19 protein-coding genes are annotated in these 23,528 nt (G+C 49.2%); 3 read left to right on the forward strand and 16 right to left on the reverse strand.

The annotated features are described in order from the left end of the window. Positions 1-107 precede the first annotated feature (107 nt). Positions 108-1,007, reverse strand: coding sequence for an aldo/keto reductase (locus tag AC0J5I_RS02455; RefSeq protein ID WP_475303183.1), 900 nt, complete (start codon positions 1,005-1,007; stop codon positions 108-110). 230 nt (positions 1,008-1,237) lie between these two features. Between AC0J5I_RS02455 and AC0J5I_RS02460 the strand changes: the two genes are divergently transcribed. Then, positions 1,238-2,215, forward strand: a complete 978-nt coding sequence (locus AC0J5I_RS02460) for an aldo/keto reductase family protein (protein ID WP_475303187.1) — start codon at positions 1,238-1,240, stop codon at positions 2,213-2,215. Positions 2,216-2,505: 290 nt separating this feature from the next. Here AC0J5I_RS02460 and aroD read toward each other — a convergent pair whose 3' ends face one another. From aroD to arfA, 12 genes are all read right to left on the reverse strand, one after another. After that, positions 2,506-3,285: a type I 3-dehydroquinate dehydratase gene (gene aroD / locus AC0J5I_RS02465; protein ID WP_475303191.1), complete on the reverse strand. Its 780-nt coding sequence runs from the start codon at positions 3,283-3,285 to the stop codon at positions 2,506-2,508. A gap of 145 nt (positions 3,286-3,430) precedes the next feature. Continuing rightward, positions 3,431-4,702: an alpha-galactosidase gene (locus AC0J5I_RS02470; protein ID WP_475303195.1), complete on the reverse strand. Its 1,272-nt coding sequence runs from the start codon at positions 4,700-4,702 to the stop codon at positions 3,431-3,433. Next, the gene (locus tag AC0J5I_RS02475) at positions 4,695-6,683 is read right to left on the reverse strand and encodes a glycoside hydrolase family 127 protein (protein WP_475303199.1); all 1,989 of its coding nucleotides are present in this window, start codon (positions 6,681-6,683) and stop codon (positions 4,695-4,697) included. Before AC0J5I_RS02475 ends, AC0J5I_RS02470 begins: the two co-directional genes overlap by 8 nt. A gap of 131 nt (positions 6,684-6,814) precedes the next feature. Continuing rightward, positions 6,815-7,051 (reverse strand): DUF6171 family protein, encoded by a 237-nt coding sequence (locus AC0J5I_RS02480; RefSeq protein ID WP_475303202.1) that lies wholly within the window; start codon positions 7,049-7,051, stop codon positions 6,815-6,817. Between the two features lies 1 nt (position 7,052). Further along, a complete protein-coding gene (locus AC0J5I_RS02485; protein ID WP_475303207.1) occupies positions 7,053-8,504 on the reverse strand; it encodes an alpha-N-arabinofuranosidase in 1,452 nt (483 codons plus the stop codon). Between the two features lie 17 nt (positions 8,505-8,521). Then, positions 8,522-9,475, reverse strand: a complete 954-nt coding sequence (locus tag AC0J5I_RS02490; RefSeq protein WP_475305465.1) for a glycoside hydrolase family 43 protein — start codon at positions 9,473-9,475, stop codon at positions 8,522-8,524. Positions 9,476-9,512: 37 nt separating this feature from the next. Continuing rightward, positions 9,513-10,982 (reverse strand): glycoside hydrolase family 43 protein, encoded by a 1,470-nt coding sequence (locus AC0J5I_RS02495; RefSeq protein WP_475303211.1) that lies wholly within the window; start codon positions 10,980-10,982, stop codon positions 9,513-9,515. Between the two features lie 26 nt (positions 10,983-11,008). Beyond that, positions 11,009-11,425, reverse strand: a complete 417-nt coding sequence (locus AC0J5I_RS02500; protein ID WP_475303216.1) for a hypothetical protein — start codon at positions 11,423-11,425, stop codon at positions 11,009-11,011. A gap of 10 nt (positions 11,426-11,435) precedes the next feature. Beyond that, complete coding sequence (locus tag AC0J5I_RS02505; RefSeq protein WP_475303220.1) at positions 11,436-12,275, reverse strand: carbohydrate ABC transporter permease; 840 nt, start codon at positions 12,273-12,275, stop codon at positions 11,436-11,438. A 5-nt stretch (positions 12,276-12,280) separates the two neighbouring features. Continuing rightward, positions 12,281-13,204: a carbohydrate ABC transporter permease gene (locus AC0J5I_RS02510; protein ID WP_475303223.1), complete on the reverse strand. Its 924-nt coding sequence runs from the start codon at positions 13,202-13,204 to the stop codon at positions 12,281-12,283. Between the two features lie 97 nt (positions 13,205-13,301). Continuing rightward, a complete protein-coding gene (locus AC0J5I_RS02515) occupies positions 13,302-14,531 on the reverse strand; it encodes an extracellular solute-binding protein (protein WP_475303226.1) in 1,230 nt (409 codons plus the stop codon). Between the two features lie 16 nt (positions 14,532-14,547). Next, positions 14,548-16,047 carry an arabinosylfuranosidase ArfA gene (gene arfA / locus AC0J5I_RS02520; RefSeq protein WP_475303231.1) on the reverse strand — a complete coding sequence of 500 codons (1,500 nt, stop codon included), beginning with the start codon at positions 16,045-16,047 and terminating at the stop codon, positions 14,548-14,550. 344 nt (positions 16,048-16,391) lie between these two features. On the opposite strand from arfA, the gene AC0J5I_RS02525 reads away from it, so the two are divergent. Further along, a complete protein-coding gene (locus tag AC0J5I_RS02525; RefSeq protein WP_475303235.1) occupies positions 16,392-17,294 on the forward strand; it encodes an ArsR/SmtB family transcription factor in 903 nt (300 codons plus the stop codon). A 71-nt stretch (positions 17,295-17,365) separates the two neighbouring features. Here AC0J5I_RS02525 and tkt read toward each other — a convergent pair whose 3' ends face one another. The 3 genes from tkt to AC0J5I_RS02540 all read right to left on the reverse strand — a co-directional run bounded on the left by tkt (position 17,366) and on the right by AC0J5I_RS02540 (position 21,919). Continuing rightward, positions 17,366-19,369: a transketolase gene (gene tkt / locus AC0J5I_RS02530; RefSeq protein ID WP_475303240.1), complete on the reverse strand. Its 2,004-nt coding sequence runs from the start codon at positions 19,367-19,369 to the stop codon at positions 17,366-17,368. A 138-nt stretch (positions 19,370-19,507) separates the two neighbouring features. Then, the gene (locus AC0J5I_RS02535; protein ID WP_475303243.1) at positions 19,508-20,893 is read right to left on the reverse strand and encodes an MATE family efflux transporter; all 1,386 of its coding nucleotides are present in this window, start codon (positions 20,891-20,893) and stop codon (positions 19,508-19,510) included. 105 nt (positions 20,894-20,998) lie between these two features. Beyond that, entirely contained in the window at positions 20,999-21,919 is a 921-nt protein-coding gene (locus tag AC0J5I_RS02540; protein WP_475303248.1) for a Gfo/Idh/MocA family protein, read from the reverse strand. A 189-nt stretch (positions 21,920-22,108) separates the two neighbouring features. Between AC0J5I_RS02540 and AC0J5I_RS02545 the strand changes: the two genes are divergently transcribed. Further along, positions 22,109-23,503 (forward strand): glycoside hydrolase family 1 protein, encoded by a 1,395-nt coding sequence (locus tag AC0J5I_RS02545; protein ID WP_475303252.1) that lies wholly within the window; start codon positions 22,109-22,111, stop codon positions 23,501-23,503. Positions 23,504-23,528: the final 25 nt, after the last annotated feature.

The raw sequence follows: 23,528 nt of genomic DNA on the forward strand, positions 1-23,528 counted from the left end.
ATTTCATTTTAGCACAACCGCGACGCACAGTGAGAATCCCCTTACATTTTGATTATAGGTTCTCTATAATGATTTTTGTTTCAGAAATGAAACAGTTTGTTTCATTCTCAAAGAATATCCAACGCAGTCTTGAAGGTGGGCGCCGGAAACTTTCTATCCAGCAGTTTCAGATCTTCATCATCCAGACGGATTTTGGACGCCTGGGCATTGAGATACGTGTGCTCTGGATTGGAAGAGCGCGGTATCGCGGCCACGGCCGGATGAATGATGCACCATGCCAGAATGATCTGAATTGCTTCGACATCGTGTTTCTTGGCAATCTTTTGCACTTCCTCACTCTCCAATAGCTGCTCGCGCAACCGGCCTCCTTGGGCTAATGGCGAATAGGCCATGATCGGAATGTTACGCTCCCGTTGCCATTTCAACAGATCGTACTCTATCCCGCGGGAGCCCAAATGATACAAGACTTGGTTGACTTGGCACTGGTTCCCGTGTTCCATCGACAAAAGATCCTGCATATCATGGATGTCGAAGTTGGAAACGCCCCATCTACCTATCTTTCCTTCCGCCTTCAACTGCTCCATTCCGGCTATCGTTTGGGACAAAGGCACATTTCCGCGCCAATGCAGCAGATAGAGATCCAAATGGTCCGTATCCAATCTGCGCAAGCTTTCGGCACAGGCAGCCAAAATTTCATTCCGGCTCGCCCGATGAGGATACACTTTGGAAACAAGATAGACCTGATCACGGATGCCTTTGATCGCTTCCCCCACCAAGCTTTCCGACTTCCCATCCCCGTACATTTCGGCTGTATCAATAAGGGTCATGCCCAGTTGCACGCCTAAGCGCAAAGCCTCAATTTCCTCTTGCCTTTTTGCGGGATCCTCACCCAAGTACCAGGTTCCTTGCCCCACTTGCGGCATGACGCTTCCGTCCGGCAACGCCACCATCCGATTGGCATTCTCTCTCCGCAGAGACACCATGATGTTTTCGTCTATGTTCGTCATTTACAGACACCATCCTTTCTGTTTTCGACACCGTTCCTTACATCAAGTATACCTTTTTTTTTCGTTAACACAAAAAAAATCACAGCGCTTCCATTTTTCCGATTTGTTGGCCTTTTCCTTTGGCGATTTCGATTTTGTGGCTTATGATAAGGATATAAAGCTATTTTGCCTATCATCATAGTCGGATTAACGGATCAAAGGATGGCATCAAAATCAAGGAGGACGAGTGGATGAAATACAGGAATCTAGGGAAAAGTGGTTTGCGCGTCAGCGAAATCGCACTGGGCAGTTGGTTGACGTACGGAAAATCAGTAGCGGATCAAACAGCGGAGGAATGCATCCGGACCGCGTACGAAGCAGGCATCAACTTTTTCGACACAGCCAACGTTTATGAAAAGGGTGTTGCTGAGACCGTGCTCGGTAAAGCGCTGAAAGACTATCGGCGCTCTAGTTTGGTCGTCGCCAGCAAAGTCTATTTCCCGATGGGGGACGGGCCGAACGACAGGGGCTTGTCGCGCAAGCACATCATCGAATCCTGCGATGCCAGCCTGAAACGCCTGAATATGGATTATCTGGACCTCTATCAATGCCACCGTTACGATCCGAGCGTACCGATAGAGGAAACGCTCTGGGCACTCGACGATCTGCAGCGTCAAGGCAAGATCCTTTATGCCGGCGTCAGCGAATGGCCAGCCGACAAAATTCAGGAAGCCCACCAGATTGCAAAACAACATAATTTCCGGCCGCTCATTTCCAACCAACCGATCTACAATATGATTGAGCGCTACATCGAGGTCGATGTGCTGCCTGTCTCCGTCGCCAACGGCATGGGCCAAGTCGTCTTTTCCCCATTGGGACAAGGCATCCTGACCGGCAAGTACAAATCCGGCCAGCAAGTTCCGGAAGGCAGCCGTGCCGCCAACAGCAAGCTCAATAGCACGATGCAAAAATATCTGGAAAACGAATCCCTTTTGGAAGCAGTCGGGGAAATCGAAGCCATCGCCCACGAACTGGAAATAACCATGCCGCAACTGGCTTTGGCCTGGATTTTGCGTCAACCCGGCGTCAGCTCAGCCATCATCGGCGCTAGCCGTCCGGAACAGATCGAGGATAATATCAAGTCGGTTGATATCGAATTGACGGACGAACTGCTGCTTGGCATCAACCAAATTTTATTGAAAGTGAGCAGCTTCAAACCGAGAAGTTGAACGCGTGATGAATCAATCTGGAAAGCGTACACAGAAAAGGCCACCTTGATCGATAAGGATGGCCTTTTTGGTGTTCTTCTTAATATTTTTTTCCTGAACGAATATATATGGGAACTCCGGTGAACGGAGGCTTCGCAGGAGTTCGGCATACATTCTTGTTGCGTTTTCCGAGGAGGGAACCCTCGCCGGAGTTGCGGTCGATGGCGGCCGGTGAGCTCCGGCAAGCGAAGCTTCACCTGAGCTGAGTGGAAATCCGAAAGTTTCGAACCACTCTGCTCGCCCGACGGCTCTTAATCCAACGCCAGTATTTCCAGTATCGAACGGACATCGCGGACAGACACCTGACCGGGCGCGGAAACTTCTTTAGCCGCCGCAAAAGTCAGGCACGATCCGAATAGTTCTCCTGCCAACCGCGAAATGACGCCGTATTTTCCCATCGACATCGTAATGCACGGGCGGTCAGCTTTCGCTTTTTTCATTTCCAACGTCGCCGCCAGCAGCGTCAGGACATCTTCCTCGCTCTGCGGCATGACCGCGATCTTCGTGATATCCGCCCCGAGTTGTTGCATTTTCACCAATCTTGCGACGATTTCCTCTTTAGGGGGCGTACGGAAGAAATCGTGGCTCGACAGAACGACTTTCACGTTTTTTTCGTTCGCTTCGTCAATCAAATTGATCACGTCTTCTTCCGAACTGAACAGCTCGAGATCGATCATGTCCACCAGCCCACTCCTGATCGCGAAACGGTTTAGTTCAAAATAGCGATCCAAGCTCAGTTCGCGCTCTCCGCCTTCTTTTTTGGTGCGAAACGTAAACAACAAAGGCTTTTTGTAAAGGCTATTGATTTCGGCCAACAATGCTTCGAGTTGCTCCGGGTGCTCTACCCCTTCGAAAAAATCGATGCGCAGCTCAGCCAGGTCAAAAGCGACGTTTTCCAGCATTTTGACTGCCGCGATGATTTCCTGTTTTGTTTTGCCTACCAACGGCACGCAGATTTTAGGCCTGCCTTCGTTGAAGACGACATCTTTAACTTGAACGGTTTTCACTGGTGTATCCCCTCCATGGCGCATTTTCACCCCTCTTCCTTGAACCTGTCCGGCCAAAAGAGGAGGAACTTCCGATTATTTGATACTTCCCATTTTATCGTTAATCGCGCCAAAAGCATAGGAGCACTTTACGGAACTTTTCGGATCCACTCACTTTTCCATTCCTTCCCTACTTGGAAACATAGAGAACGACACCGTGCGGAGCGATAAAAACTGATTCCGCGTCCGCCACCGATACTGCCCAGTTTGCCCAAACTTCATGCATTTCCACGCCAAGCGACTGCAGCCATTCCCCGGCGGCGGCCGGCAAGCGGGCCAGGTTATCCGAGAGATTGAAGCAAGCGACATATTTCCTGGCGTCACTTTCCGAAACCCAGACCACCAAATCATCCTTCCGGTACACTTCCCTTGCATCGCGCCCGTTCTGATGCGCATCGATCAGATACGGATCGGTCAACAGCGAACGTGTCCAATCATCAAGCTCCCGCAGATCGCCGCCGAACAGTAGCGGTGAACGGAAAATCGACCACAGTGTCATCAAGGAGCGCTGCTCGGCCTTCGTGAACCGCGTCATGCGCGCCTCGGATCCGTCAGCGGCGGTCCGGGTCCCGATATGGCCCAGCGGCAGCATGTCGCAATCCGGCCAGGAACCGGCGCCGACAAAAGCCGACCATTTCCCGCAGCGTGCGAACATGTCATAAAGCTGATGCCAGTTGTCCCACAGATCGTCCGTCAGCCGCCACATGTTGGCATGCCGCTGGAAAAAGGTGCCTGACTCGATCGGGGCGGGCCCGGGCGAGAGGCTCAGCACCATCGGCCTGCCGCAGCCGTCGATGGCTTTCCGAATCAGCTCGATTTCACCCGTGTGCGTTCCGTATAATTTCGAATCGGCGATGTCATCCACTTTCAGGAAGTCAACGCCCCAGGAAGCATACAAAGCCAACAGCGAATCATAATAGTCCTGTGCGCCTTCCTTCGACGCATCCACGCCGTACATATCGGTGTTCCAAGGGCAGATGGAGTTCGCATCCGCAATATCCCGGGCCGTTCTCTGCGTGCCCCAAATTTTTGTGTTGCTGTGCACCGCCTGTCTGGAGATGCCGCGCATGATATGGATGCCGAACTTCAGCCCCAGTGCGTGCACCGCATCCGCCAACGGTTTGAACCCTTGTCCCACGGTGCTCGAAGGAAACCGGTTTTCGGCAGGGATCAGTCGGCTGTATTCGTCCAGACGAAGCTCTGTGAACGGATGATAGGCACAGGAATCCGCGCGGGGTTCGTACCACTGGATATCCACGACAACGTATTCCCAACCGTAATCCTTCAAATTTTTCGCCATCACTTCGGCGTTGCCCAACACTTCCTCTTCCGTCACGCTTGCCCCGAAAGAATCCCAACTGTTCCAGCCTTTTGGCGGTGTCTGTGTGTAATCCTTAAACATGAGCGTCCTCCTTGTCGATCCATACCTGCATTTCCCCCAACGAGCGATTACCCCAACTGTAGTAAGGGGTGAATGTCAGTTTTTTGGGAACGGATTGCGGTTTCCGACGGATGCGGTACAGCGTATCCTGCCAGCCAGCTTCCACCACTCGCAACTCCCCTTCCGCTTCCAGGCAGACAATATCGCCGAGTACTTTATCCGATCGGAAACGCGGCCGGATCGATCCGTTCAGCGCCAGCAGATGCAGTTGTTTGCCGTTATCCTGTTCCTCCAGGCAGTAAATGAACGGCCCCCGTTGCAGGGCGACTTTGCCTTTATCCGCTTTGACGAGCGGGTGCGCCTCGAGTTCGTTGATTGCGATGGTGTAGGTCAATTCGATAGCCGTCGCATCGGCCTTTACCGTCACATAAGTGTAGCCCTTGCCTATGTCAGTAATCGTTTCTTCACCATCCACAACCAGAACGGGATGCTCCGCCCAGTAGGGGATGCGGATGCCCAATCGCAGCCGTTCGTCGGATGCTTTTTCGACCGTGATGAGGGTCCGGCCCTTTTCGGAAAACGTATGGCTTTGGCGAATCGAATACGCTTTGCCATCTTGCTCCCCGGTCAACTCGCTGTCGATGAATAGATTCAGCAGCACCTCATCTGTCTTTTGCATGAAGGCGTATCTTCCGACAGCGGGCAGTGTGCGCGCCAAATTCGGTGGACAGCAGGCGCAGCCGAACCAGGAAGGACGCGTCTCCTTCACATGGCTCTTATCTGGATTCAGGGCGCTCGCTTGGGGATCCACCTCCAACGGATTGACGTAAAAGAAGTGCTTCCCGTCCAAGGCCATGCCGCTGATGATGCCGTTGTAGAGCACCCTTTCCATGATATCCGCATACCGGCTGTCGGTTTCGGCCTTCAGCAATTCATGCGAAAAATTCAGCAGCCCGATCGCCGCGCATGTTTCGCAGTACATCAGATCGTTCGGCAAGTCATAATCATAGGTGAAGGCTTCCCCACGTACGGTCGAGCCGATGCCGCCTGTGACGTACATGCGTTTTTGGACGATATTATCCCAGATTTTTTTCGCAGCGACGATCAGCTTTTCATCTTGCTTGTGGTGCCCGGCACCCGCCATCGCCTGCGCCATATAGACCAGCCGGACAGCGTGCCCTCTGGCCGTATCCTGTTCGATGACCGGTTTATCCGCTTGATGATAGACGGTGTTGATGACAGGCTTGGGTCCTTGCTGCAATCCCAAGCGGTCATTTTCTTCCAGTTGCTCCGCAAAGAAATGCGGATTCTCTCCGCGCACCTCCAGGAAGTAGGCGCTCAAATCCAAGTATTTCCGGTTGCCTGTCAACTCATACAGACGCACAAGCGCCAGCTCGATTTCCTGATGGCCATCCATGCCGTCGATTTTGCCTTCCGCTTTGCCGAAATGTGCTTCGACACAGGCGATCGCTTTGTCGGCGATCTGAAGCAGCCGATCGGAACCGGTCGCTTCCTTATAGGCGATGGCGGCTTCAATCAGGTGGCCGATGCAATACAGCTCATGGCTTTCGAACAGCCTTCTGAACTTCAGTTGCGGGGCATCGATCTGGTAATAGGTGCTCAAATACCCGTCATCGTCCTGCGCCGCTTCCAGGAGGTCGATCGTTCCCTCCACTTGGGCGACCAGAGCTTCATCCTTTTCCAGTGCGAGCGTGTTGGCTGCCGCTTCGATCCATTTGTACAGATCGCTGTCCTGGAACAGCCAGCCGTAATGGTTGCCTTCCTTCAGCCCAGCCGCAATCTTGAAATTTTCAATCACATGGCTTTTTTCTGTCGGGATGGTCGCATCGTCCCTTTCGCTTTCGATGATGATGTTCCCTCTGTCGTTGAGGACAGCCCATTGGAATGGGATCATTTCCTCCTTCACCAGTTGCATATACTTCAGCCAGAAGCTGTCTGATACTGTCACTTTCGGGTTTTGCTGCAGCGATGGTTTGATCATTCTGAATCCTCATTTCATCCAATTATTTATCATGATTTCATGCCAAGATACAAGAAAAGCCGCCGGCAAGCCGGCAGCTATTCCTGTTGATATGAGCGTTGATGCAAAAGCGGTGCCTGAGCTGGATGGACTTACCACTTACCCAATGGGCAACGTTTGTCCTGCAGACTGGCACGGAAACGCACGAAGCAGCCGCAATGCTTGCACGTATGCTCCGAAAGCGCCGGGCAGGCACTGCAGACAGCCAGCCGTTGCTCCCGCAGCGCTTCGGAAGCATGGTTCAGCTCCATCGACAGTTGCTCATCGATGGCGCTTTCGATATCCATCTCCATCATCTGGTTGTGGCGTTCGCAGCCTTTGCAGGTCATGTCAATTTTCCTTTGCGTATAAAGAAACGATGCTCATCGGAGGCAGCGTGATCGTCACTTCGTTGCCATCCACTGCGAAATCAGTGAACGCTTGTTTCGAAACGGCTTCAGGATTTTCGAACGAATTGTGGTCATCCGTCTTGTTTCCGAAGATGCCCTCTGCCGTTGCTTCCCCGAAGGCACCGTCAACCCGGCTCAACGTGACGGTTTCTGCGTCAGTCAGACTGTAGTTGCAGAAGGATGCCGTCATGACGCCGTCTTTTTTGGATACCGTATAACTGGTCGTGCCGGAAACAGAACCATCCGCGTCCACGAGTGTGGCGTCCTGGTGATTTTTGTAGAGATCGAACACATGGTAGGTAGGGGTCTTGATCATTTCTGCGCCTTCGGTCAGGATCATGGCCTGCAGCACGTTGACCATTTGGGCGATGTTCGCCATCTGCACGCGACCCGCATGTTTGTGGAAAATGTTCAGCGTCAGGCTTGCGATCATCGCATCCCGGATCGTGTTCTGTTGGTAAAGGAAGCCTGGGTTTGTGCCCGGCTCCACAGCCAGCCAAGAGCCCCATTCATCCACGATTAGACCGACACGTTTGTCAGGATCATATTTATCCATAATCGTGCTGTGCCGCGTGATCAATTCATCCATCTTCAAGGCGCTGTCGATCAACGAGAACCATTCTTTTTCAGGGAAACCCAACGCCGGGCGCTTGTCTTCCCATACGGAAGCCAACGCATAATGGTGCAGGCTGATGCCGTCCATGAAAGGTGCCGCATTCTTCATCAGCACATCCATCCAATTGTAATCGTCGATGTTCGGGCCGCAGGCAATTTTGTAAAGCGGTTCTTTGGTGTACTGTCTGACGTAGGTTTGGTAACGGCGGTAAAGATCGGCGTAGTATTCCGGACGCATGTTGCCGCCGCAGCCCCAGCTCTCATTGCCGACGCCAAAGAATTTGACTTTCCAAGGTTCGTCCTGGCCGTTTTCGCGCCGCAACTTCGACATCGGCGAAATGCCGTCCATTGTCATGTACTCGACCCATTCCTGCATTTCCTGGACCGTGCCGCTGCCGACGTTGCCGTTGATGTAGGCTTCAGCCCCGACCTGTTTGCATAATTCAAAGAACTCATGCGTACCGAAATGGTTGTTTTCCGTCACGCCGCCCCAGTGCGTATTCACGATGGTGGCGCGCTCTTCGGTAGGGCCAATGCCGTCTTTCCAATGGTATTCGTCCGCAAAGCAGCCGCCCGGCCATCTGATGACCGGAACTTGGATGGCTTTGAGGGCCTCCACAACATCCTGTCTGATGCCGTTGACATTCGGGATTTCCGAATCGGTTCCCACCCAGACGCCTTCATAGATGCATCTGCCCAAATGCTCCGCAAATTGACCATATATATATCGACTGATCGTCCCTGTTTCTCTGTTTAAGGTTACTTGTATCTTATTCAAATTTATATCCTTCCCTTCTAGTCATTGTCTGTCCCGGGTTCACCGAAAATCGGAAAGCCGGAATCGCTCCAGGAAAACACTTGCGCATGCGCATGGCGGTCCGGCACATCCAAGGGATCGCCTTCCGTCACGATTTTCGGACGCGCGTGGTAGATCAGCACATCGTTCTCCCCATCTTCGCTGCGGGTGAAGCTGTTGTGCCCCGGCCCGAACAGCTGATTCTTAGCGGAACTCCGGAAGACCGGTTCCGCCAGTTTGTGCCAGTTGTAGCCGTCCAGCAGATCGGTTTCGGCATCCGCCCACAACAGGCCCATGCAATAATTTTCATCGGTGGCGCTGCCGGAATAGGTGATGAAGACTTTGCCGTTGCGGATAATGACCGCCGGCCCTTCGTTCACCAGGAAACCTACTTTTTCCCAATCGTGTTCCGGAATGCTCAGGAGCGTCTGCTTGCCGCAGAGGGTCCAAGGGTTCTGCATTTCGGAAATATAGAGATTGGAGTTGCCCGGAATGGCCGGATCTTTCTGGGCCCAGACGTAATAGAGTTTGTTGCCCAATTCGAAAACAGTCGCATCCAGGCTGAAGCTTTCGAAGGCCGTTGTGACCTGGCCTTTTTCGATCCAATTGCCGGTCAGCGGGTTTTCGCTGTCGCATTCCAGCACATACATGCGGTGCTGGAATGTGCCTTTGGCGACTTCATCCGTTCCTGCCGCGGCGAAATAGATGTACCAGCGGCCTTGGATCAGATGGATTTCCGGCGCCCAGATCAGGCTGCTCATAGAGCCTGTTGCATGCGCGTGCCAGACGCTGGCGCGCTCCCCGTTTTCGAGATCCTTGAGGCTTTTCGCGCGGCGCACTTCGATCTCCTGATAGCCCGGAACCGAGCCGGTGAAATAATAATAGCCGTCCGTATTTTTGTAGACCCATGGATCCGCTCTTTCGATCACGATCGGGTTTTTGTATGTTGTCATAGTCTTAACCAAAGCATCCACCTCTTTATTCTTTACTCTAATCTTCCGTTTTTTTGATGCCGAACAGAGCTTCCCCTTCATCGGACATGCCTGAAAAAGTCGTCGTTTCGACGCCGTTCACTTCATCCCATTGTCTGATGAAATAGCCGTTGTATTCGGTGAAATTCACGGCCAAACTGGACTCGTTCGGCAATTCCGACCCTTTCCAGTAGCCGCCGCCTTGACCGTAGACAAGATGCGCAGCCGTCAAAGTCAGCGCGAGTTCCTCTTCATATTCGGCATCGATCGCTTTGTCCATTTTGTAGAAGCGGTAATCCCCTGCTATCTCCTCTGTTTCCAAAGCAGCGAGGGACTCCCCGGCATATCTCATCGGCGCGATCACCGGCCACCCATCCGAATTGAAGAACAATTGATGTACCCGCACTTCATTATGTTCACCCTTGTTCGGAAAACGGGCGTGGAAAATGATGTAGTACTTATCTTCAACTTCATCATAGTAGGCTGAATTATGCCCAGGCGACACATAGCCTCCGACCGGGATATCCTGTTCATTTGTGATCTCAAAATTACCGATAAGCTTGGTTCCGTAGTCTTCTATCGCCTTATCATCGAAGAAGCTGCCTTCTTCACCTTTGGCTTCCATCATCGCCTTGCCGCTTGCGTCCTCATACGGCCCATCGGGATTCTTCGATCGCGCGACCCTTATGTTGTAGCCGCCGCTTGCGTCCAAACCGCCAAAGGACAGGAACAGGTAATAGTACTCCGTGTCTTTATTGTATAAAATGTAGGGGGCTTCAATCCTGCTGTGGTTGCCGCCCAACAACTTTTTGCCATAGCCTTGATCTTCTTTCGGAAACCCGGTTGCGGAGTCCATCTCAAGAATAAAAATACCTCCTGAGTAAGAGCCGTAAACCATCCACAGCCTATCTTCCTCGTCGTAAAAAACGTGGGGATCAATGACGTTCGGCTCTTCCGTCGCATCGAAGGCTGCACCGGTGACGCTCTCGGTGCCCGATGTCAAAAAGATGCCTTTGTCCTCGTAAGGTCCTTCGATCGAATCCGCGACTGCCACTCCCAGCGTCGACTGAGGGCTGCTGCCTTCACAGAAACAATAGTAAAGATAGTATTTCCCGTCCTTCAGTTGGGTTATGTCGCTTGCCCACAACGTATCCGTTCTGGCATAATCGAAACTTTCCGCCAACGAAATGGTGACGTCCTCGAACAACTCGCTTGTCGACACACTCGTCGCCAGTTGTTCCCAGTTCATCAAGTCCGGACTCTTCGCGAATGCCAGATGGGACCCGATGACATAGTATTGATTCTCCGCAAAAATGATGGAAGGGTCGTGGACGGAGGCTTCCTTAAAATTTTGATTCAGGCTGACCTCTTGGTTCGGTACTGCTGTTGCATTTTTTGCTTCTTCCCCGCAGCCGGCCAACAATGCCACAGCCGACAGACTAAACAATATTTTTTTCCGCACAGGCACAACCTCGACTTTTCTCTTCATTTCTGTTCATTTCTAATTTTTTAAAATCAAATGGACATTTGGTTTGCCAATCGGATCGCTTTATTGCGCGATTGATAAATGACGAATAGCACTGAGTAGATGATGATACCGATGACATCCAGTGTGCTGATGGAGAAGAGGAGCAATCCGCCCAACCAAACAACGACCCTTTTCTGTATTTGATTATTCCTGAGGCGGCGTACAATAATGATATTAAATACACCGATGATCAACTGCAGAATGCCGTACCCGACTGCAATGGTGTAGACGGAGTCGATCAAAGAACCGTCGAAATTGATATCGGATGACATACCGGAAGACAGCGCACCGATTCCGGATGTTTTGATCCATGTTGCATATCCCAGTATTGTGACCATCCCATTGATGAGATTCCAGATGGCACCGCCTCTTAATAGGTTTCTTTCTAAAGTTCTTTTCATCATGAACACCCCGTTACTTAATACCTACATTTAGATTCAATGAATCAATGAAATACTTCTGCGCAAAAACGAACAGCAATACTGTTGGGATCATGGCGATAACCGCAGCCGACATCAGTTGTCCGATCATCACATAGTTGCCGTACAAGTCCTGCAACAATTGCAGACCTGCTGTGATCGTCATTTTTTTGACGTCGCTCAAAACGATTGTTGGCCATAAGAAGTCATTCCATGAGCCTACAAACGAGAACATTCCTGCAACAATCAGGACGGGCTTCACTAAAGGAAGGATGATGTTTTTGTAAATCACGAAATCTGATGCGCCATCCATTCTTGCGGACTCGTCATATTCTTTCGGAATATTTTGCATGAATTGGCGGACCAGAAATACATTTCCGACTCCGCCCAAGCCTGGGATGATCACCGCCAAGTAAGTGTTCACCCAGCCCAGAGAATCCACTATTTTATAGGAAGGAATGATGTTCACAGCGGAAGGGAACATCGAGATGGCAAGCACGCCATAGAACAAAGCATCCCGCCCTTTGAAATTGACCCTTGTGTAGCCGAATGCAGCCAATGAAACGACTACCACAACCAATAAGGCATGCGTGGTCGAAACGAACAGCGAATTGAAGAACCACGTGATGATCGGTGCGCTCGATGTATTCTGCAGCAATTTCAGGTAATTCGTGACGATCCAGTTGGCCGGGAACATCTTGAAGCCCACGTCCATGATGTCACCTTGGGATTTGAAGGACGTGAACAGCCCGAAAAGAGCCGGGAACAACCAGACAAGCGCCAACAGAATCAGGAACGCATAGGCTAAATATTTTGAAACATTGTTTTTTCTCATCGTTTTCACCCCTTCGATCTTTTCGTCATGACATAGAATTGCAAGGCTGATACTGCCAGAATGACCAGCCCCAACAGGACCGCCATTGCGGAAGCCATACCCGCAACCGACTCTCCCGAGCCGAATGCCAAATTTCGGATATACATCATCAGAACGGTGGTGGACTGGTTAGGTCCTCCGTTGGTTGCCATCAGCGGCTGAACGTACACATTGAATGCACCTGCAGTGGACATGACGAATGTATAGAACAGCGGGAAACGGATGGAAGGAAGCGTGATGCTGATGAATTTCCGGAACGAACCCGCACCATCAATTTCTGCGGCTTCGTAAAGGTCTTCCGATACCCCGGCCATAGCGGAACGGTAAATGATCAGGTTGCCGCCGATAGCTCCCCACATCGACATCACGAAGATGACAATCCAGGCATACGGTTGCTGGGCGGTCCAAACGACATCCGAACTGACCAAGTTGTTCATGGGTCCCAATCTCGGATTAAAGATCAATAGCCAAATCAAGGCACCTGCCGAGGCGGAAACAAGTCCTGGAACATAAAAGATGGCTTGGAATAAGCCTTTGAATTTCAAGCCTTTATGCTGCATGACGGTTGCGATTATCAGCGGGAATAAAATTTGGAAAGGGATCGTGTAGAGCACAAAGAGCAAAGTGTTCTTCAGACCATTCCGGAATTGAAAATAGAACGTCGACTCCTGGTCCAATAAAATCGTTTTGTAGTTGTTCAAACCTACCCAAGTTTGGTCGGAAATTAGGTTCCACTGTGTGAATGAAGAATAAATACCGTATATAATTGGCAACAGTACAAATACAAGGAACAGAATCAAATGTGGACCTATGAAATAGAGAAATTTAAAGTTTTTTTTCTTGTTGTCTTTAACATTTACTTTGGTGGATACAGCTTCAGATGTTTGCATATTATCTTCCTTTCAAAAAAATTCATACAGACATTCCGATTAAGAATGCCGTATGAATTTTTAAATTACTTCCTGTCACTCCATTGCGCTTGGATAATCAGCTTGCATTTTCAGCAATCAAATCTTCGACTGTTTTTTGTGCTTGATCCAGACCTTCATCAATTGTGATGTTGCCATAGATCATGTCAGATAAAACGGTACCCAAAGCCGATTCGACATAGCTGTAATATTTGTACTCAAAGATATAGGAAGCCTCTTTTTCAGCATCTGAACTTGTGAAGAAGGATTGTGGGTATTTTTGATATTCTTCGCTTTCGAATACTTCTTTACTTGCTACGATTTGGCCGGCACCTGCCCAGTCAATCGAATTTTCACGCATCCAGCTCAAGAAATCTGCAACTCCTTGTTCTTTTTCATCAGTTCTGTCTTCGTTGCTTAGCAATGAGAATAAGTGGGCAGAGGATCTGTTTGTGAATTTGTCAGGCGTCACGGAATAAACGTTAGTCACTCCGAAGTTCAATCCTTCAACAGACCCATGAGCTGTGGATGTCCACGTTCCGTCAGTAGAGAACAACACGTCTCCTGATTGGAACATCGCATAGCCATCTTCTCCGTAAGGTGACATCAAGCCTGCATCCGCTACCGACTTCAATTGTTCAACTACAGTTTTCATTGCATCTGTATTGATGGTAGGATTCCCCGCTTCATCAGAAATATCCCCACCTATATTGACGACGTTCGCTAATGCAACCCATTCGATCAAGGCATTATTGATAGCATACTGTCCTTCCTCCAGTTTCCCATCCAAAGATAGGATTTCATCAATCGTCACAACATCATCATCAAGGAAAGTGTTTGCGTCATATTTATCCAACAAATCGGTATTGTAATACATCGCATTTCCATGGATATCCAACGGAACAGTATATTGCGTTCCTTCGTAAGTGCCTGCATTCCAGGCTACTTCAAGGTAGTTGTCAGCTGTCAGATCGGTATTCGTTGCCATCAGACCTTCGACAGGCTCCAGCATATCCAAATCAGCGAATTGAGGTACGCGGTCCGCGTGAATCAAGGTCAAATCTGGGATGTCCTTGCCGGAGTTCATGACTGTGTAAATTTTGGTGTACATATCCGCTGTGATGACGCTTTCGACAGGGAATTCAGGGTCTGTCTCGTTGTACTCGGCAACCAACGCATCCATGTAGGCACCATCGTCACCGGTCAACGGATTCCAGAAGGTGATCGTATTTGCGTTCCCGCAACCTGCCAATAAGGTGATGCCTGCCAAAGTCGCTGCTGATAAAAACTTTCTATGTGCATTTTTCATTTTTTATGCCTCCAATTTATTTTGTTTTTATTCTGATGACATTCCACGATAACGGTTTCAAAACAGTGGACAACTTACCCTCCTTCAGTTGTACATCCGACTTTTCTTTTAGTTTGACCAAATTATGATCGGTTGCATTTGTGTCCTTTTTATCATAACCAGCCAACTCAGTAGCGTCGGTGATGCTCTCCAATCCGAACCCGTCTTCTTTGAAGCTAAAGTCGATGTCCGTATCTTCTGATCGGTTCACTGCAAAAATCACCAGTTCATCTGTTTCATCATTGTGGACTGCGATCGTTTCGATATACGGCACTTCGGCAAAATCCTTCGACTGGTAGGTTTCCGTCTCGACATGCGGAGTCAGCACCACGCCTCTTCCATAATTGGAAACTTGCATGAACGGATAGAAAATGGTTTGTTTCCAGGTGTCCCCGTTCTTTTCCGTCATGATCGGTGCGATGACATTCACCAATTGGGCCAAGCAAGCGATCTTGACGCGATCGGCATTTTTCAACAGCGTAATGAGCAAGCACCCAACCATCAAGGCATCTTCAAAATTGTAAATATCCTCCAATAGTGGGGGCGCGACTTGCCAGGGTTCCAATTCCTTATCCTGATCATTTGAGTGATACCAAACGTTCCATTCGTCAAACGACAGATTGATCTGTTTGTCGCTGCCTTTTTTGACCTTCACGAAATCACAGATGGAAACGACTGTCTTGATGAAGCGATCCATGTCCAAAGATTGCGCCAGATAATTGCCTATATCATTTTCCTTATTTCCATAATAGCAATGCAAGGAAAGATAGTCGACATAATCATAGGTATGTTCCAAAACGATTCGTTCCCAATCACCGAAAGTAGGCATTTTACTGGTCGAACTTCCGCAAACAACCAATTCGATGCTGTCATCGACCAACTTCATCGCTTTAGCCGTTTCTGCCGCCAAGCGTCCGTATTCTTCCGCGGTCTTATGACCGATCTGCCACGGCCCATCCATTTCATTGCCGAGCGACCAAGTCTTGATTCCGAAAGGTTCTGCCGATCCGTTTTGCTTGCGCAAGTCGCTCCAGTGGGTTCCACCTTCAAAGTTGCAGTATTCTAAGCATTCCACAGCTTCCTGGATACCGCGCGTGCCTAAATTGACTGCCATATTCACTTCCGCATTGACTTCTTTTGCCCATTTGGCAAATTCGTGGATGCCGACCTGGTTTGTCTCCAGAGAGCGCCACGCCAAATCCAATTTCTTGGGACGCATCTCTTTTGGCCCGATCCCATCCTCCCATTTGTATCCTGAAACAAAATTTCCTCCAGGATAACGAATCAGTGGTACATTCAGTTCTGCAACTACCTCTTTGACGTCCATCCGAAAGCCGTCTACGTCTGCATTTTTGTGTTCGGGTTCGTAAATGCCGTCATAGACGGCCCTTCCCAAGTGTTCTATGAACGAACCATACAAACGCTTATCTATCTTGCTGATGGTATTCTGCCTGTTGACCGATAATTTCGCTTCCATTTGTCCTCCTCACTAACTTAGTTAACTTTTTTGTTTACTAAGATTAATAAAATTAACTTATGAGGTAATAATATCGAACTATGCAAACGTTGTCAACACTATTAATGCCATTTTTACAAAAATATTCCTAACTTAATAAACTAATTTGTTAACCATGTCCATATTCACTGCCAAAAATGGCTTTTTACTCATCTTTCCAATAAAAATATGATGAATTAATCTTTTTCCATTAACTTAAATATTAATGTAACTCAACCTATTGACAGAGAAGTGATAAACTTTTATATTTATCACATACAGTGATGAACAATATCATTAACATAAATGAAAAATGAGGTGAGCTTATGCAATTGGACATATCCGAATCATCTTTGGCTGTATATGAGGCCTTGGCCAGCGATATACGCTTAAAGATCATCCAATTATTATCCAAACAGAAAATGAATGTGAAAGATATCGCCCTTGAACTGAATCTAAGCAGTGCCATCATTTCAAAGCACATCAAAAAACTTGAAGCCGTAGGTATCATCAAAACCGAAAGGATTCCTGGCATATCCGGTCTCCAAAAGGTGTCAATCCTGAAAGTCGATCATATCGACATCCATTTTCCGAAGAAAATTTACCACTCCTTTGAAACATTTGATACCGCCATCCCTATCGGGCACTACACAGATTATCACGTCACTCCGACATGCGGATTGGCTGACTCCAAAGATTTCATCGGCAATGTGGATGAACCGAAATACTTCATGGACTCCGGGCGGATGGACGCCAGTATCCTCTGGTTCACTGCGGGCTACGTGGAATACAAAACCCCCAATTTCCTGACGCCTGATGATACACTGGAACAGATCGACATCAGCATGGAAATCAGCTCGGAATTCCCATTTTCGAATGATGTTTGGCCATCCGACATCACGTTCACCCTGAACGGAACAGAGTTAGGCACTTGGACGAGCCCAGGCGACTTCGCTGATACGCGCGGGAAGCTGAATCCATCTTGGTGGCCTTCTAATTTGAACCAATACGGTTTGTTGAAAACCCTGAGGGTTACCCATCACGGTACTTACATGGATGGAGACCCCCTTTCCCAAGTCAGCATCGGTGACCTGAATAAGACATCCGAAACATGGGAGATCCGAATCGAAGTGAAGCCGGATGCTGAAAATGTCGGGGGCGTAACCCTATTCGGCAAAAAATTCGGAAATCATGATCAGGATATCAACTTCAAAGCCTACTATTCCTGAAACGAGAAAAAAAGCTGCGACCCACTCCTATCGGAGCGGATCGCAGCTTTTTTGGTTCCTTAAATTGAAGTTTATTTTGCGAATTTTGCTTGATAGGCTGCAACCACTTTTTCAGTAGTGAAGCCATATTCCGCCATTACAACGTTGCCGTTGCCGCTTGCGCCGTAAGTATTGATGCCGTAAGCTAGGCCATCCAGGCCGACATAACGTTCCCAACCGAAGGTCGCGCCCATTTCGATGGACATGCGGTTGCGGACTGCGCCAGGCAAGACTGTTTCTTTGTAGGCTGCATCCTGCGCTTCGAACAGATCGAAACTCGGCATGGAGACAACAGAGACGTCCACTCCGGCTTCACGCAATTGTTGCTGCGCTTCCATAGCCAGGCTCACTTCCGAACCGGTTGCGATCAGGATGCCGGCAGGCGTTTCGCCTTGTTGCGGCGAAAGCACGTAAGCACCCTTCTTCACGCCTTCGCGGGCCAAAGTTGGCGTTCCTTCAAGGACAGGCAAGTTTTGGCGCGTCAACACCAACATCGTTGGTTTGTCTGTTGAAGACACGGCGATTTCCCATGCTGCGCTGACTTCGTTGCCGTCAGCCGGACGAAGAACTGTCAGGTTTGGCATGCCGCGGTAGCTGGACAAGTGTTCAACTGGCTCGTGTGTCGGGCCGTCTTCGCCGACTGCGATCGAGTCATGCGTCATCACGTAAGTGCCAGGCAAGTGCGAAATGGCAGCCAAACGCATCGCTGGACGCAGATAATCTGTGAAGACGAAGAATGTCCCTACATACGTTCTGGTTCCGCCATGCAATACGATTCCGTTCATGATAGCGGCCATCGCGAATTCGCGCACGCCGTACCAGATATTGCGGCCGGCATAGTTGCCCGGCTCAAAGTCGGATGCTGCTTTGATCATTGTGTTGTTTGATGACGATAGGTCCGCAGAACCGCCCCAGAAGTATGGTACAGCTTCACCCAATGCTTGGATAGATTCTGCGCTGGTCACACGGCTTGCTTTGGCTGCGCTGCCCACTTCATAAGTAGGTAACTTGTCTTGCCAGCCTTCAGGCAATTTACCGGCGATGGCAGCTTCAAATTGTTGCGCCAATTCCGGATAAGCCGCTTTGTAGTCATTGAACATGGCTGTCCATGCTGCTTCAGACTGTTGGCCTTCAGTAACCATTTTTTCATTGAATCGCGCTGTGACTTCAGCCGGTACGCAGAAAGCTTCATCCACACATCCGTATGCCGCTTTAGCAAAAGCGACGCCTTCCGCTCCTAATGGAGCGCCATGCACTTTGTGCGTTCCAGCGTCAGGAGCGCCAAAGCCGATGATGGTTTTGATTTCGATCAAAGTCGGTTTTTCGGTTTCGGCTTTCGCTTCTTCGATGGCTTTCGAGATGGCTTCCAGATCATTGCCGTCTTTCACCAAGATATGTTGCCAGCCGTAAGCTTCGAAACGGGCAGCTACATCTTCCGTAAAGGATTTGGATGTCGGGCCGTCAAGGGAAATGTCGTTGGAGTCATACAAACCGATCAGTTTGCCCAATTTCAGGTGCCCTGCCAAGCTGGCTGCTTCATGGGAGATACCTTCCATCAAATCGCCGTCGCCATTCAGGAAGTAGGTATAGTGATCCACAACCGGGAAGTTTTCTTTGTTGTAGGTAGCAGCTAAATGCGCTTCCGCCATCGCGAAACCGACCGCATTCGCAATCCCTTGTCCCAAAGGACCAGTCGTTGCTTCCACGCCGTCCGTGTCATGCACTTCCGGGTGTCCAGGTGTTTTGCTGCCGAATTGACGGAAGTTCTTCACGTCATCCATGCTTATATCGAAGCCGGATAAGTGCAACAAGCTGTACAACATGGATGACCCATGTCCAGCCGATAATACGAAACGGTCACGGTCTGCCCACAAACTGTTCTTAGGGTTAACTTTCAAATGTTTTGTCCAAAGCGCGTAGGCCATCGGAGCCGCTCCCATCGGTAAACCGGGGTGCCCTGAATTGGCCTTCTGTACGGCGTCTATGCTAAGTGTACGTACTGCATTAACTGCTAACTCATCAATTTGATCAAACATTTTTTTCCTCCTCAAGATAGTGAATCTAGTATTGAACTCCTCAACAAACTTTTGTAATCATGATTTAATCTTATTATAACATATTCCGAATCGGTTTATATCAGTTTATTAACTTAGATATGCAGCAATAATGGGTTATCAATCCGACAATTCAATCAATCGCTCACCATCGGTTTCCTTGCGTCTTCTCTCTTCCAATAAAGTCAATTTCCTTTTCAATTGACGATACGCGTACATCATGGGAATGGCAGCCCCCACCCATGCAACGGGATTAGCGAAGGCGACAGCCTGGTAGCCTAACAGACCGGAAAATCCCAACGGAACGAGGACGCGCGCGACCATCTCCATCACACCCCCAAAGGTAGGCGCAGCATTGTCCCCCACCCCTTGAAGGGTATACCGCAAGATGATCAACGTCGTCAACACAAGATAGAAGCTAGCTGTGGCAACAAAATACGTATACGCATACGCCAAAACGGCCGGATCATTCTGATTGAACAACAGCCGGATGAGATCCGTACCGAAGAACAACAGCGCCCCTCCCAAAAGAATACTGTAGACAAAGGACAGCAGCAAACTGATGCGCACGCCTGCCCAAATACGCGAATACAATCCGGCCCCGTAGTTTTGGGCTGCGAAAGTGGCCATCGCGATACCGATCGAGGCTATCGGCAAGGTTGCCATGATGTCCAATTTTTGGGCGATGGCATATCCACCTACCGCTTCCGGGCCATAGCCATTCAGACTTTTCTGCAATACAATCAAACCGATCGAAATGATGGAGGCTTGCAGGCCGATTGGGAGCGAAATTTTCAACGGCAACGAGAAGTCCGTAGGCTGCATGTGCCAATCTTCTCTGGAGAAACGCAGAATCGCCATTTTCTTACTTATGTATACGAAACAGAGAAAACTGGCGAATAATTGCGCCACAACAGTCGCCAGCGCTGCTCCTGCGACCCCCATAGAAAACCAGACAATGAACACATAGTCCAACACAACATTCAATAGGGAAGAAATCACCAGGATGACCAGCGGCAGTTTGCTGTCACCCAACGAACGCAGGATGTTGCTCAACAAATTGAACACCATGATTGCCACCGAACCCCACATCAAGGTCAAAAAGTAGGCTTCGGCTTCATGGCTTATTTCAGCCGGTGTATCCATGAACAACAGGATATCCTCAGCCAGCCAAACGCTCAGGATGGTGATGAGTACCGTTATGGCAAGCGTGATCCAGACACTTACTGTGATGCTCTTCCGGATCCGCTCCTCATTTTTCGTGCCAAAACGTTGCGCGATGACGATCCCTAAACCCGAAGTGACCCCGACTCCGAATCCATGGATGAAAAAGAGCACCCCGCCTACCGAACCGATGGCCGCCAGTCCGTCCACCCCCAACGTCCTGCCGATGATGATTGTATCCGCTAAGCTGTATACTTGTTGGAATATGTTCCCTATCAGCATCGGAACCGCAAACAGCACGAGCAGCTTCAGAGGACTGCCGGCAGTCATATCTTTTGTCATCCTTCACCTCCATTTGATGATCCTAGGCCTTGCTGATTACATTATACCAGATATGTACGAACAAATTAACAAAAATATATAATTTGTACCTACAAAAATTCTATTCTATTCGTTTGGCTTGTTTCCGAATCCACTGTCGGCGAGAATTTTCTCGCATAGCGAATGGCTCAGGTAGCTTGATTCCGTGGAGACGGGATTGGTATGTTCCTTTACACCCGCGACGAACGAACCGATCAACGGCGCGAATCCTCTTTTGCGGAGCGTCCCTTCCCAATCGCCGAAAGCAATTTGCTGTTTGCTGTTTTTTTGTTCGATGGTCATTTCGGTCAAATTCAGGATGCGCGCAATCCCCTCAGGACTTTGGACTTCCATGACTTCCTGATTGGCTCCCGCTTCATAGTTCATCGAGACGAAACAGGTGGTGCTCTTCGTTTCGAGCATCAGCCAGAGCCGTTTCAGTTCCCCTTCGTTTTCAACCAGATGCGATTGCACCGAAACCACTTCATCATCCAACAAATACAAAGCGGTATCCGCGATATGGATAAAGAGATCGTAGACAGCGACGCGGACCGGTTCGACGTTCTTCACGCGATCCTTCTGAATCAGGATCATCTTTTTATCAGGAATCCCTTTCAGACGTTCCACCATCGGAGCAAAACGGCGATTGAAGCCCGCGGTAAGCAGCAAGCCCTTGGCGTCCGCCAACTCGATCAGTTCCTTTGTTTCTTCCAGATCATCACTGATGGGCTTGTCCACATAGACTGAAATGCCGCGCTCCAGTAGCTTGCGGATGATTTCCGCATGGGCAACGGTCGCTACGTGCACAAAGGCAGCCTCGATCCCGCTGTCCAACCATTCCTCAATCGAAGTGTACAAATGCCGGAAGCCGAATTTTTTTCCTACAGTTTCCAGTGTCTCCCTGTTTCGCGAGCACAGATGCCATTCCACCTCATCCTGCATCTCGACCATGACCGGAAGATACGCCTTTTGCGCAATGTTCCCTAACCCGATGACTCCAATTTTCATCACCTATCGCCTCCAAACCTGTTTGTTCTCTTTATACCATAATCAACTCCCCAATTCTCGTAAGAACTTGAAATTAATAGAGAAATAATAAAAATATATATTTTTCGTTGAAATCGATTGCATTTTCTTTTTCTATTTTGTATAATTCTATTTGAAGTTATGTATAGACATAGAAATGGAGTTGTTTAGATGAAATACGAATTTCCTGCAGGTTTCTGGTGGGGATCAGCAGCAAGCGGACCGCAGACAGAGGGCACGGTTGCCGGAGACGGCAAGGGAGAGAGCATCTGGGATCATTGGTACAAGCAGAACCCGGAACTGTTCTTCAATCAAATCGGTCCTGAAGACACATCCTACGTATACAATCGCTACAAAGAAGATATAGCACTCATGAAAAAAACGGGACACACTACGTACCGAACCTCCATTCAATGGAGCCGTCTGATTCCGGATGGGATCGGCGCAGTGAATCCGGAAGCGGTGGCATTTTACAACAGCTACATAGACGAGCTGTTGGCCAATGGCATCGAACCTTTCATGAATCTTTATCACTTTGATATGCCGTTGTCATTACAACAGAAAGGAGGCTGGGAAAGCAAAGAAGTCGTGGATGCCTATGCGGATTACGCGCGCATCTGCTTCGAGCTGTTCGGCGACCGCGTAAAAAAATGGTTCACCCACAATGAACCGATCGTTCCGGTCGAAGGCGGCTATCTCTACCAATTCCACTACCCTAGTGTCGTGGATTTGAAAAAAGCCGTTCAAGTCGCTTATCACGAAACTTTGGCAAGCGCGAAAGCCATCAAAATTTATCATGAAATGAACCTTGACGGGCAAATCGGTATCATCCTCAATCTGACGCCTAGTTACCCGCGCAATGAGAATGATCCGGAAGACGTCAAGGCAGCCCATCTGGCTGATGCCTTCTTCAACCGTTCCTTCTTGGATCCTGCCATCAAAGGCACCTTCCCTAAAGATTTGGTTTCGCTGTTGAAGGAATTGAATTACCTACCGGAATATACGCAATCGGAATTAGAACTCATCAAACATAATACCATCGACATTCTGGGGATCAATTACTATCAGCCAAGGCGCATCATGAAAAAAGAAAGCACGGAACGCTTGTCCGATAAGCCGATGCCGGATGATTACTTCGACAATTACATCTGGCCGGAACGCAAAATGAATCCATACCGCGGCTGGGAAATCTACGAAAAAGGCATTTACGATTGCCTGATCAATGTCCGGGACAACTACGGCAACCTGCCGTGCTTCATCTCCGAAAATGGTATGGGTGTGGAAGGTGAAGAGCGCTACATCAACGAGGATGGCAGGATTGATGATGATTACCGTATCGAATTTGTCCAAGATCATCTGAAATATGTCCATCAGGCGTTGCAGGAGGGCTGCAATGTGAAAGGCTACCACATGTGGACATGCATGGATAACTGGTCCTGGACCAACGCCTACAAAAACCGCTATGGCTTCATAGCAGTGGATCTGGCGGAAGAAGGAAAACGCACAATCAAGAAAAGTGGCTACTGGTTCAAAGAGGTTTCTGACAATAATGGTTTTGACGCATAAGGTTTCTTAGGAAAGGAAAATGATT

It is taken from the genome of Trichococcus sp. TS_SC_9, assembly GCF_056156325.1.

What these genes read in the sequence shown, in the direction of transcription:
- AC0J5I_RS02495 (WP_475303211.1), bottom strand. Translation starts at nt 10,982, where the DNA reads ATGAAGAGAAAAGTCGAGGTTGTGCCTGTGCGGAAAAAAATATTGTTT.
- tkt (WP_475303240.1), bottom strand. Translation starts at nt 19,369, where the DNA reads ATGTTTGATCAAATTGATGAGTTAGCAGTTAATGCAGTACGTACACTT.
- AC0J5I_RS02540 (WP_475303248.1), bottom strand. Translation starts at nt 21,919, where the DNA reads ATGAAAATTGGAGTCATCGGGTTAGGGAACATTGCGCAAAAGGCGTAT.
- AC0J5I_RS02500 (WP_475303216.1), bottom strand. Translation starts at nt 11,425, where the DNA reads ATGATGAAAAGAACTTTAGAAAGAAACCTATTAAGAGGCGGTGCCATC.
- aroD (WP_475303191.1), bottom strand. Translation starts at nt 3,285, where the DNA reads ATGCGCCATGGAGGGGATACACCAGTGAAAACCGTTCAAGTTAAAGAT.
- AC0J5I_RS02490 (WP_475305465.1), bottom strand. Translation starts at nt 9,475, where the DNA reads ATGACAACATACAAAAACCCGATCGTGATCGAAAGAGCGGATCCATGG.
- arfA (WP_475303231.1), bottom strand. Translation starts at nt 16,047, where the DNA reads ATGGAAGCGAAATTATCGGTCAACAGGCAGAATACCATCAGCAAGATA.
- AC0J5I_RS02460 (WP_475303187.1), top strand. Translation starts at nt 1,238, where the DNA reads ATGAAATACAGGAATCTAGGGAAAAGTGGTTTGCGCGTCAGCGAAATC.
- AC0J5I_RS02525 (WP_475303235.1), top strand. Translation starts at nt 16,392, where the DNA reads ATGCAATTGGACATATCCGAATCATCTTTGGCTGTATATGAGGCCTTG.
- AC0J5I_RS02455 (WP_475303183.1), bottom strand. Translation starts at nt 1,007, where the DNA reads ATGACGAACATAGACGAAAACATCATGGTGTCTCTGCGGAGAGAGAAT.
- AC0J5I_RS02505 (WP_475303220.1), bottom strand. Translation starts at nt 12,275, where the DNA reads ATGAGAAAAAACAATGTTTCAAAATATTTAGCCTATGCGTTCCTGATT.
- AC0J5I_RS02480 (WP_475303202.1), bottom strand. Translation starts at nt 7,051, where the DNA reads ATGACCTGCAAAGGCTGCGAACGCCACAACCAGATGATGGAGATGGAT.
- AC0J5I_RS02545 (WP_475303252.1), top strand. Translation starts at nt 22,109, where the DNA reads ATGAAATACGAATTTCCTGCAGGTTTCTGGTGGGGATCAGCAGCAAGC.
- AC0J5I_RS02470 (WP_475303195.1), bottom strand. Translation starts at nt 4,702, where the DNA reads ATGTTTAAGGATTACACACAGACACCGCCAAAAGGCTGGAACAGTTGG.
- AC0J5I_RS02510 (WP_475303223.1), bottom strand. Translation starts at nt 13,204, where the DNA reads ATGCAAACATCTGAAGCTGTATCCACCAAAGTAAATGTTAAAGACAAC.
- AC0J5I_RS02535 (WP_475303243.1), bottom strand. Translation starts at nt 20,893, where the DNA reads ATGACAAAAGATATGACTGCCGGCAGTCCTCTGAAGCTGCTCGTGCTG.
- AC0J5I_RS02515 (WP_475303226.1), bottom strand. Translation starts at nt 14,531, where the DNA reads ATGAAAAATGCACATAGAAAGTTTTTATCAGCAGCGACTTTGGCAGGC.
- AC0J5I_RS02475 (WP_475303199.1), bottom strand. Translation starts at nt 6,683, where the DNA reads ATGATCAAACCATCGCTGCAGCAAAACCCGAAAGTGACAGTATCAGAC.